The following is a 9678-nucleotide window of genomic DNA, read 5'->3' as shown; positions in this document are numbered from 1 at the left end:
GGCACGCCGGTGGTCACCGCCTCGAACAGCGGCGGCGCCCTGGCCGCCGGCACCTGGTCCGTCATCGCGGTGGGCCTGACGCTGGAAGGCTATCTCAACGGTTCCGTCACCGGTGGCATCCAGGGCCAACTGACCCGCACCAATGCCGATGGCTCCAGCGACCAGTTCGGCGGCGGTGCCGCCAAGCCGTCCGCCGCCGCCACCGGAACCACCACCGGCGCGGCCGGCAGCCTGACTGCGACCGTGGCGCCCCTGGCGGGCGCCGTCGCCTATGCCTGGTTCTGGGGCGCCGCTGGTTCGGAGAAGCTGGGCTCCGTCACCACCATCAACTCCGTCGTCATCACCGATGGGGCGGTGGGCACACAGACCGCGGCCAGCCTGGGCGCCGGCGACAACAGCCAGAACAACCTGTCCTTCGACGGCCTGCTGTACCAGGCGTTCAAAGGCGGTTCCAACGCCTATGTCCAGATCATGCCCACGGGCGTGGCGGGCACCGGCACGCCGCTGACCGCCGATGGCGCCGGCGGCATCGTGGAGATCGAGACGGCGTTGAAGGCCTTCTGGGACACCTATCGCCTGTCGCCTCAGGAGATCTGGGTCAGCAGCCAGGAAGCCCAGACCATCAGCCGCAAGATCCTGACCGGCACGACCAATTCCGCCCAGCGCTTCGTCTTCAACACCGACCAGGCCTTGCTGGGCGGCGGCGTCATGGTGCGCACCTACCTGAACCGCTACAGCATGGTCGGTGGCCAGACGCTGGACATCAAGGTGCACCCCAACATGCCGGCGGGCACCATCCTGTTCCGCACCACGCGCCTGCCCTATCCCTTGGCCAACGTCACCAACGTCACGCAGATGCGCATGCGGCGCGACTACTACCAGATCGAGTGGCCGCTGCGCACCCGGCGGTACGAGTACGGCGTCTATTGCGATGGCGTGCTGCAGAACTACTTCCCGCCCGCCTTCGGCGTCATCACCAACATCGCCAACGGCTGATGCGGCCGGGCGGGGGCGGTCGCCCGCGTCCCGCCCGCGCTCCGCCCCTTTCCGGAGGTCGGTTCCCATGGAGGGCACCACGCTGTCCACCCCTACGCCTCTGACCGACGTGGCCACGGTCAAGGCCTGGTTCAGTCCGCCCCTGACCAGCACCACTGACGATGTCTTGCTGAACCGCCTGATACAGGCGGAAAGCGGCTTCATTCGGCGCTGGCTGGGCCGGGACCTGTCCCCGGCCACCTATACCCAGACCTTGGATGGAACCGGCAACGCCCTGCTGCCCCTGCCCAACTATCCGGTAACGGGCGTCACGGCGGTGACGGTGGACGGTGTGGCCGTTCCGCCGCAGCCGGGGGATCAGCCGCTGGCCTACGGCTATGCCCATGATGATTACGCGGTCATGCTGGTGGGCGGCATCTTCCCCAAGGGCCGCCGCCGGGTGACCGTCACCTGGACCGCCGGGTATGAGCCCTTGCCGGCTATCCTGGAACAGGCCTGCGTGGAACTGGTGGCCCTGCGCTACCGGGAACGTGATCGCGTGGGCCTGGTCTCCAAGGCGCATGGCGGGGAGACCACCGGCTATCTGCAGAAGGAAATGCCGGACAGCCTGGCGGCGGCCCTGGCGCCCTACCGCCGGGTGGCGCCGTTATGAGCGGCTGGTCGGTTGACGCCAGCGGCATCGACCAGTTGCGGGACCGTCTGGCGAAGGTGCCGACGGCTATCAGCGCCGCCTTGGCCGATGCGATGATGGTCCAGGCGCAGACCCTGGCGGCGGCTGCGGGCGCCAGGCTGAACCAGCAGACGAAAGGCGGCACCGGTGCGCTCAGCCGCGCCCTTATCCCCACCTTGACGGTCGACGGCTTGATGGCCACCGCTGGTGTGTCGGTGGATGACGCGTCGCCTGCGGCGGCCTATGCCGCCTTCCAGGAGTACGGCTTCCACGGCACGGAATCCGTGCGCGGCCATTTGCGCACCGTCACCGAGGCCTTCGGCCGGGCCATCTCACCCGTCAGCGTGCCGGTCAAGGCTTATGACCGCCGTGTCGACTACGCCGGCCATCCCTTCCTGGCGCCCACATTGGCCGATAGCGCCATCGGCATCCGCACCGCCCTGGCCGATGCCGTCGGCGCCGCCATCGCCGCCCAGCTCGGCGCCTGATCTTAGGACCCAATCCATGGCCCGTGAGGACATCCACGCCGCCCTGTTCGCCCGGCTGACGGCGGCGGCACCCTTCGCCACCGCCAGCCGCCGCGTGCGGCTGTGGAACGACCTGTCACCAGCGCAGCAGCCCGCCTTGTTCCTGATGAGCAGGGGGGAGGAGGTGACGCGCCGCGACACCCTGCCGGCCCATCGTCTGCTGCGCGTCGACATCCTGCTCTACGCCCAGTCGCCGGACGATGACACCGCCGGCGCGGTGGTGCTGAATCCGCTGCTCGACGCGGTCGAGTCAGCGCTACGCCCGCCGCCGGGGCAGGATAAGCAAACCCTGGGCGGCTTGGTTTACGACTGTTGGATCGAGGGCCAGGTGACTACGGATGAGGGGGCCCTGGGCTCCCAGGCCGTGGCCATCGTGCCGCTGCATCTGCTTATCCCCTGATTGCATCAAGGATGCTTGTCATGATTGACGCCGATACGCCGGCCGAGGCCGCCGTGCCCCTACCCGTGCCCGCTTCCACCCCCGACGTGGTCCCCTGCGACTGGCCCCTGCGGCTGGAACGGGCGGTCGCCGCCTGGCTGGCGGAGGAAATCCACAACTCGCCCGTGGCGCGGGCCACCGAGGCCTACAACCACCTCGTCACCACGCTGTCGGGCCTGAAGGCCCGCATCCTGCAGGAGATCTGATCCCATGCCCCAGTATTCCTTCGGCGCCGGCAGCCTGTTCGGCACACCCACCGGTGTTGCCAACGCCACACCGGTGCAGTTCGGCACCCTGCAGTCCGTTTCCGTTGACATCGATTTCACGCTGAAAGAGCTGTATGGCCAGAACCAGTTCCCGGTCTCGGTGGCGCGCGGCCAGGCCAAGATTCAGGGCAAGGCCAAGACCGGGCAGATCCAAGGCGCGCTGTTCAACAGCCTGTTTTTCGGCGGCACCTCCACCATCGGCCAGCAGCTGGTGGCCCTGAACGAGGCGGCCAGCGTGCCGGCTTCCACCCCTTACACCGTCACCGTGGCCAACAGCACCGGCTTCCAGGCGGACCAAGGCGTGGTCTTCGCTGCCACCGGCGTGCCGCTGGCCCGGGTGGCCAGCGCCCCGGCGACGGGACAGTATTCCGTGAGCGGCGGCATCTACACCTTCGCCGCCGCGGACACTGGTGCGGCCCTGCTGATCAGCTACGGCTACACCAGCGCCACCGGTGGCACCGTCACCACCATCTCCAATCAGTTGCAGGGGGTGGCGCCCACCTTCTCCTGCGTGCTGACCACGCCGTTCGGCGGTCAGAACTTCGTGCTGACCCTGAACGCCTGCACCTCCAACAAGCTGCAGCTGGCGACCAAGCAGGGTGACTACATGCAGCCGGAGTTCGACTTCATGGCCTTCGCCGATGCCTCCGGCACGGTGGGCAAACTCAGCGTGCAGGGGTAAGACCATGGGCGCCAGCGTGGTGATCGGCGGCACGGAATACACCGTGCCGCCCATGAATTTCGCCGCTCTGAAGGCGGCGTGGGCTGACATCAAGGGCCTGCCCCTACTGACCGATCCGGTGGACCAGGCGTCCGCCGGTATCCGCATCGTGGCGGCGGCGTTGAAAAGCACGGCGCCGGACATGACGGCCGACGCCATCGAGCAGAAGATGGCCGCTATCGAGTTCCCGGCCCTGGTGTCTGCGGTGGTGGGCATCCTGCACGAGTCGGGGCTGATCCCCTCGGGGGAGCCGATGCCGCAGGCGGGGCCGTCGACGATATCGACGACCTGACTGCGGAACTGGTGGCGTCCGGCTGTGGCGCCTGGGATGAGGTGGAGCGGCAGTTCACCCTGCCGCGCTACCACGCGTTATGGCGTTACTGGCGCCGCCATCCGCCGGTTCATTTGATGGTGGCGGCTTATCTGGGCATAAAGCCGGATGAGCCGTCGCCGGTGGACGAGATTGGGCTGGCGGACCTGCTTGCGATGTTTGGTGATGGGAAAATCCGCTGAAAGTTGCAGAAAAGGGGTTGCCGTCTTGTTTGGAACAGGAGATGCTTGAAGAGCAACTGAGGACGACCAATATGCGGCAAAAACCCAATTCACCATCTCTAATAGCCTGGATCCTGTACCTGATCTCGATCAGCCTTTGTTTGGGTGTTAGCGCCGCCAGAGCGGAAATTCCTGCGGCCACGCGTCAATTGATGCTGCAGGGCAGCGTTAAGATTAAGCCATGCTTGAAAGAAGACGGCGAGAAGATGTTCTTCTGCATGACCGCTGTCGATCTTCAATTCAGTAAGGAAATTGATGCAGTTCGAGGAACGCCGAAGTTTCGCGATGCCATTGTCAAAGAGATTGGAATGACAATGACATCAACGATGATTATAGATGATGTATATAAATGTTCAGCGGACTTATCAATGGGCATTAGACCAAAAAGAGTGTGTGAAATTGATATGTCAGATCGTATTGAGACGATTCTTAAAGGTCTTTATGTTCTTGATATAACGTCTGATGACGCGGCAGAATACGTACACAAAGATAGGGGGTATTTTGAAATGCTGAAGGCGTTCTATAAAAATAGATAAAATTTTCAATGATCTTAATTCCGTGAACCCAGAATCGATTAAGTCGAAATAAGCTAGATCTCCAGGAATGGAGTATCGAGCCTCATGCCCGAGGGCGCAGCGGTCGTCCATTTGGGCGGCCTATTTCATTTGGAGGCTGCCATGGTTGAAACGGTCGCGGCGAAGATTGATGTCGATGCCTCCGGTGTAGAATCCGCCACTCGGTCGGCTGGTGAGGCGCTTCAGGACCTCCGTGAAAAGACTGACCAGACCGGCGCCTCCCTGAAGGAAAACATCCCCCAGTTCAAGGATTTGGGGGAGGCTGCCCTTTCCATGGGCAAATCGATCAATGAAGGCAAGGGTACGCTGGAGGCAATTGTTGATGTGGCGCCGGCGGTAATCGTGGCCTTGTCCGAAATGACCCTGGGCGTCGCCGCTGTCGCCGTAGGGGTGATGGCCCTGGGCACCGCGCTTTATGTGCGCATCACGAACCTGGCTGAGATGCGGCAGAAGGTCGAGGATGTCTCCGCTCACATGACTCTTATGGGCCGGGCGGCCGATGGCAACAAGGACACCATCAGTCGGTGGGGGAATGATCTTCACGACCAGTTTGGCCTTAGCGGCAAGGCGGCCTTGGACATGGTCGCTACGGTCACGCAGGCCATTCCCCAGGCGTCCACCGCCTTGCAGCACATGGCCACTGATTATGCCGGTACCATCGCCTACATGGGCAAGATCACGGATGGCAAGGAGCAGGCCCGTATCGCGGGAGGGCTGGCCCAAGCACTCTCCGGCGATTTTTCCAGCATCCGGCAGCTGTCGAAGGAATTCGACCTGTTGAGCGCTAGCCAACTTGATGCGCTCGACAAGGCGGAGAGAGAGCATGATCAGGATGCCGCGTCCCTGATCATGCAGGATGCTTTGAGTGCCCGTTTCCGCAAGGTGCGTCAGGACCTAGAGGAACTGGCCGCGGCCAAGGCGCGAATTGGCCATACGGCGAATGCCCACGACGAGATGCAAGCGCAGGCGGAGAGAAGGGCCGCCGAGGACAAACTCGACAAGGACGTGCGGATCGACACGCGTCCCGATCAGGGGGCCCTGAAGGCTCGGGAAGAGCAGCAGAACCTGGTACAGCAGACCAAGGCCGCCGCTGAGGAGCGGCGTCAGCTGTGGGTGGGCAGCAACGCCGATTTTCTGGCCGATGAGGTCAAGACTTGGCGGGACGTGATCGCCCAGGCGACCGCGGGTTCTCAGGCGCGGGCCGATGCGGAGCGCATGCTGGCCACGATCCAGGCGCAGTTGCGCCGGGAAACGCACACCGAGCGGATCGGCCAATTGCAGGCTGAAGTGGCTGCGGCTGGCGATAATATGGAGCGCCGGGCCGCCTTGGTGCGCCAGATCGCGGATGAGACCGTTGCCTACGAAGCCAAAGGGTCGGCAGCCGCCATCGCCGCCCAATCGCAGGCGACCCAGGCTGCCAGGGCCGCAGCTGACGCCCGCCTGCAGATGAAGATCGACGCCATCCGTCGGGAAGAGGCGGTCCAGAAGGGCAATCTTGATGCCGAACTGCGCGATGAGCAGCGCGTCCTGGACGTGATTAAGGAAGCGGGGCGGCAGAACACGGCGGAGTATGAGACCCAGGCCCGCCGGGTGGCGGAACTTCAGAAGCAGATGGCGAACCAGCGTGTGGATGTCGACATTGCCGGATTGCACCGCCAATTGCAGGCGGCGTTGCAGAACGAGGCGGAGCGCGACCGGCTGTTGGCACAGCTTTCTGAAAAACAACGCGAACGGTACGCCGGGGACTCCGCCGCGCTGGACAAGGCCCTGACGGCTGATCGCGCCATCGTCAGCAAATTCCTCGCGGAGCAGGAGCAGCAGCAGCTCAGTGTGCTCAAAGAAAAGCAGCAGCAGGATCAGAAGGATTCGGAACAGCGCCGCCTGTACCTGAACCTGTCCCTCAAGGAGGTGGCCCAATCCAAGGTCGTCGAGGTTGAGCTGGAGCGCCAGGCGACGCTGAGCAAAATTGAGGAGTGGCGCAAGCAGGAGGAAGCTTATGCCAAAACGGATGAGGAAAAGACGGCACTGGCGCAGCGCGTCAACAAGCAGATTGTGGATGCCAACCGGGTGGCGGCTAGCCGGAATCTTGAAATAACCCGTCAGCTGAAACGCGACCAGCAGAAGGAATGGCAGGAGACGATATCCGGTATCACCAAGTCCATGGGCAGCATGGCGCAAGGATTGATCACTGGCACCAAGACGGCGCGCCAAGCGGCTACGGAAATGGCCCAGGGCGTGCTGTCCCAACTGATGGAGCTGGCGGAGAAGCAGGCGACGGCCTGGATCACGAAGAACCTGCTGATCCAGCAGTCGGACGAAGAAACGGCCATGGCCAGCAAGCTGCAGTCCCTGGCGACCAGTCAAACCCAGGTCCAGGACGCGGCGGTGGTGGGGGCCGCCAACGCCTACGCCTCCGCCAGCGCCGGACCGGAATGGTGGATCGCGCCCGCCATTTCCGCTGCCGTGCAGCTGGCCATCGCTGGCTTGGCCAGTGGCCTGTCCAGTGCCGCCGGCGGCTGGGGGCGGGTGCCGGCGGACGGTATGCTCACGGAATTGCACAAGGATGAGATGGTGCTGCCGGCTAGTATCGCGGCACCCCTGCGCACCATGCTGGCGGCGCAGAAACTGCCGAGCATGGCTGTGCCAGCCTTCGCCGCCGCCAACCTGAACCTTCCGGGCGGTGGCGCGGCCAATGCCAACGGCCCGTTCTCGGCTGGTGGCGGTGGTGGCAACGTGACGCTTACCGTCCAGGCTATGGACAGCCGCGACGTTGCCAGCTTCTTCAACCGGCACGGCGACAAGCTGGTGTCGGCGTTGCGGGGGCAAAAGCGGAATTTTTCTTTCTAACGTCCGGATGGGGGCCGTTTGTCGGTCTTCATGGGAATTGGGGGGGCAATCAATTGCGCTGTAAGATCATTGTGTTGATGCTGTCCTCGGTGTTGGCGGGCTGCGCCTCGCCGCCGCTACCGCCGCCACCCCTGCCGCCCCGTGCGGATGCCGTGACTTCTATTGCTCCCCTGCGGCAAGCTCCCACGGGCTTACAAGTAGCGGATGCCCATCAGTTCTACGTCACGCCGGAGGCGATTAAGCCCCAAGACGCTCAATTGTCGGAGGTTCGCCGCCATGAGGCCCTGATACGGGCGGGCCAGGAAACGAAGGCCTGCATGAACGTGCCGGCGGCGCGCTGCCTGGCCAGTTTGGCGACGGTTGCTCGTGTTCGAATATATTCCCAACCGGAGGAATCCTTGTTCGGCGATCGCCCACCAGATGTGACCGGGCGGCCGGACATGGCATCCCGGATTGAACTGGGTGTCCTTACCAATGCGGCTTCCACCCATGGCGGTCCGGTTGCGGGAATGGAATACGGGGTGGCGCTCAATATCGGTGGTGATCCAGGCCGAGAGGTCCAGGGTGTGGTAATCTCCCTGTTTGACGCAAATATCAAAGTTATCGGTGCAAGAACAGAAGAAGAATTCGACCAATCACAGATTTATGACATTTTCCAGATAGCCTTCGCTCGCAACTGCCCTGATCTCGATCGAAAAAAGCTATATGAATTCATATATTTAGAAGTATTCGGAAATCGCGCAAATGAAAATGTGGCTAAGAAAAATTACGTCCGCGGAGAGTTTTGCGGCTATCGCACTTCTTTAATAATCGATAGTCAAAAAATACTAATGACAAGGCATCAAAGATATTTGGCAGAAAAGAACGGAGAATCAACTTATTTAAACCGCATACAAATAAATATTGAAAAGTCGTGGAAATAAGAAAATGAAAAATATAATCATGGCATCTTCAATCCTATTGATGGCATTGGTAACGGCCTGTGTGCCTGGAATGCTCAAGCAAATGCCTCCTGGGGTGGCGTTGCTCGGGCCGGGGGGAAGCTATGTCCTGCCCGAGCAGGTTTTGCCGCGCGACCCGCAAGCGCTTGCCTTGCGCCAACACCAGGACGCAATACGCAGTGGCCGGGAACGGCCGGGTTGTATCAACCTGCCGGCGACCCAGTGTATCGCTAGTCTTGGCATGACGACGTTTGTGAGCCTGGCTCCGGCGTGGTGGAAGGACCAGTCGCTGCTGGGTGACGCTCCTGCAGACAAGGATGGTAGGGTAAAGGCATCGACCAATATTTATATGAATATGCCTGTGATCATAAAGTCTAATCCGGACATTTATACGGTTACTATCCAGACAGATGACTCCGAATATCGATATGTAAATAGTGTAAATATACACCTTACTTGGGGGTGGTTAACAATTACGATTGTGGATTCAATAGAGGAACTTAGAGAATTCCATGTATTTCAAGTTATTTCCCCATTCATGACGGCCAAATGCCCCGATCTGACCGAGGGGCAATTATATGAATTTATATTCAACGATATATTTAGGGACTATACCCATCGTGGGTATTCCAAGAAAATGTGTGGCGTTTCCATCAAATGGCAGACCGATAGCTTCGTAGTGAGCGATGAACAGACGTGATCTGCGGACTGTGTTGGTGGCCAGTGCCAGGTCCGTAGCAGACCGACGAGGTATATCCCCCGTTATACAATTGATATTGAGGAATTTCCTGGTCCAGGGGGCGGGTATTTAATATCTGCAATTGAGTACCTATTCCGGCCGAAACTATTTGAGGCAAGAGCCATGACCGTGATCTATCCGGCCCTGGCGGGCCTGGGCTATTCCGTCATCAAGAAGCCAACGTGGTCTACAAAGATCGCCACCGCCGTGTCGGGGCGCGAGACACGTATGGCATTCTGGTCGGCGCCTATTTGGGAGTTTCAACTGAGCTATGATTTCCTGCGCGATACGGTGACAGCCAACGAACTTAAGACGCTGATGGGCTTTTACCTGCAGATGCAGGGGGCTTATGGCAGCAATCTGTTCGTCGATCGCCGATGATTAAACAGGCCACAGGCCAGACCA

At 61.3% G+C, this 9678-nt stretch carries 13 protein-coding genes; all 13 read left to right on the top strand.

Annotated features, from left to right (window positions below; genetic code table 11):
- Positions 1–996 (top strand): hypothetical protein (locus I55_RS14375; protein ID WP_044561276.1); only part of this gene is annotated, 996 nt, incomplete at its 5' end.
- A 67-nt stretch (positions 997–1063) separates the two neighbouring features.
- Entirely contained in the window at positions 1064–1648 is a 585-nt protein-coding gene (locus I55_RS33085; protein WP_049974124.1) for a hypothetical protein, read from the top strand.
- Entirely contained in the window at positions 1645–2154 is a 510-nt protein-coding gene (locus I55_RS14365) for a hypothetical protein (RefSeq protein ID WP_044561273.1), read from the top strand. Before I55_RS33085 ends, I55_RS14365 begins: the two co-directional genes overlap by 4 nt.
- Before the next feature lie 16 nt (positions 2155–2170).
- Complete coding sequence (locus I55_RS14360; RefSeq protein ID WP_044561272.1) at positions 2171–2593, top strand: hypothetical protein; 423 nt, start codon at positions 2171–2173, stop codon at positions 2591–2593.
- Between the two features lie 20 nt (positions 2594–2613).
- Positions 2614–2838 (top strand): hypothetical protein, encoded by a 225-nt coding sequence (locus tag I55_RS14355; RefSeq protein WP_044561271.1) that lies wholly within the window; start codon positions 2614–2616, stop codon positions 2836–2838.
- Between the two features lie 4 nt (positions 2839–2842).
- Positions 2843–3580, top strand: a complete 738-nt coding sequence (locus I55_RS14350) for a hypothetical protein (RefSeq protein ID WP_044561270.1) — start codon at positions 2843–2845, stop codon at positions 3578–3580.
- A 4-nt stretch (positions 3581–3584) separates the two neighbouring features.
- Positions 3585–3911 (top strand): hypothetical protein, encoded by a 327-nt coding sequence (locus I55_RS14345; RefSeq protein ID WP_044561269.1) that lies wholly within the window; start codon positions 3585–3587, stop codon positions 3909–3911.
- 41 nt (positions 3912–3952) lie between these two features.
- Entirely contained in the window at positions 3953–4132 is a 180-nt protein-coding gene (locus I55_RS14340) for a hypothetical protein (protein ID WP_148293732.1), read from the top strand.
- A gap of 41 nt (positions 4133–4173) precedes the next feature.
- Positions 4174–4707: a hypothetical protein gene (locus I55_RS35940; RefSeq protein WP_148293731.1), complete on the top strand. Its 534-nt coding sequence runs from the start codon at positions 4174–4176 to the stop codon at positions 4705–4707.
- 141 nt (positions 4708–4848) lie between these two features.
- Positions 4849–7593 carry a hypothetical protein gene (locus I55_RS14335; RefSeq protein ID WP_148293730.1) on the top strand — a complete coding sequence of 915 codons (2745 nt, stop codon included), beginning with the start codon at positions 4849–4851 and terminating at the stop codon, positions 7591–7593.
- Between the two features lie 77 nt (positions 7594–7670).
- Positions 7671–8516 carry a hypothetical protein gene (locus I55_RS35935; protein ID WP_148293729.1) on the top strand — a complete coding sequence of 282 codons (846 nt, stop codon included), beginning with the start codon at positions 7671–7673 and terminating at the stop codon, positions 8514–8516.
- A gap of 4 nt (positions 8517–8520) precedes the next feature.
- Positions 8521–9234 (top strand): hypothetical protein, encoded by a 714-nt coding sequence (locus tag I55_RS35930; protein ID WP_159107196.1) that lies wholly within the window; start codon positions 8521–8523, stop codon positions 9232–9234.
- Positions 9235–9396: 162 nt separating this feature from the next.
- The gene (locus tag I55_RS14330) at positions 9397–9654 is read left to right on the top strand and encodes a DUF2460 domain-containing protein (protein ID WP_049974122.1); all 258 of its coding nucleotides are present in this window, start codon (positions 9397–9399) and stop codon (positions 9652–9654) included.
- Positions 9655–9678: the final 24 nt, after the last annotated feature.

Source organism: Azospirillum sp. B4 (assembly GCF_000333275.1).
Lineage (GTDB): Bacteria > Pseudomonadota > Alphaproteobacteria > Azospirillales > Azospirillaceae > Nitrospirillum.
Note: the sequence above shows the minus strand (reverse complement) of the source record. Positions and strands in the feature narration are given on the sequence as shown.

Bases quoted from the DNA above. Each gene is read 5' to 3' on its own strand.
- I55_RS33085 (WP_049974124.1), top strand. From the start codon at position 1,064: ATGGAGGGCACCACGCTGTCCACCCCTACGCCTCTGACCGACGTGGCC.
- I55_RS14365 (WP_044561273.1), top strand. From the start codon at position 1,645: ATGAGCGGCTGGTCGGTTGACGCCAGCGGCATCGACCAGTTGCGGGAC.
- I55_RS14360 (WP_044561272.1), top strand. From the start codon at position 2,171: ATGGCCCGTGAGGACATCCACGCCGCCCTGTTCGCCCGGCTGACGGCG.
- I55_RS14355 (WP_044561271.1), top strand. From the start codon at position 2,614: ATGATTGACGCCGATACGCCGGCCGAGGCCGCCGTGCCCCTACCCGTG.
- I55_RS14350 (WP_044561270.1), top strand. From the start codon at position 2,843: ATGCCCCAGTATTCCTTCGGCGCCGGCAGCCTGTTCGGCACACCCACC.
- I55_RS14345 (WP_044561269.1), top strand. From the start codon at position 3,585: ATGGGCGCCAGCGTGGTGATCGGCGGCACGGAATACACCGTGCCGCCC.
- I55_RS35940 (WP_148293731.1), top strand. From the start codon at position 4,174: ATGCTTGAAGAGCAACTGAGGACGACCAATATGCGGCAAAAACCCAAT.
- I55_RS14335 (WP_148293730.1), top strand. From the start codon at position 4,849: ATGGTTGAAACGGTCGCGGCGAAGATTGATGTCGATGCCTCCGGTGTA.
- I55_RS35935 (WP_148293729.1), top strand. From the start codon at position 7,671: ATGCTGTCCTCGGTGTTGGCGGGCTGCGCCTCGCCGCCGCTACCGCCG.
- I55_RS35930 (WP_159107196.1), top strand. From the start codon at position 8,521: ATGAAAAATATAATCATGGCATCTTCAATCCTATTGATGGCATTGGTA.
- I55_RS14330 (WP_049974122.1), top strand. From the start codon at position 9,397: ATGACCGTGATCTATCCGGCCCTGGCGGGCCTGGGCTATTCCGTCATC.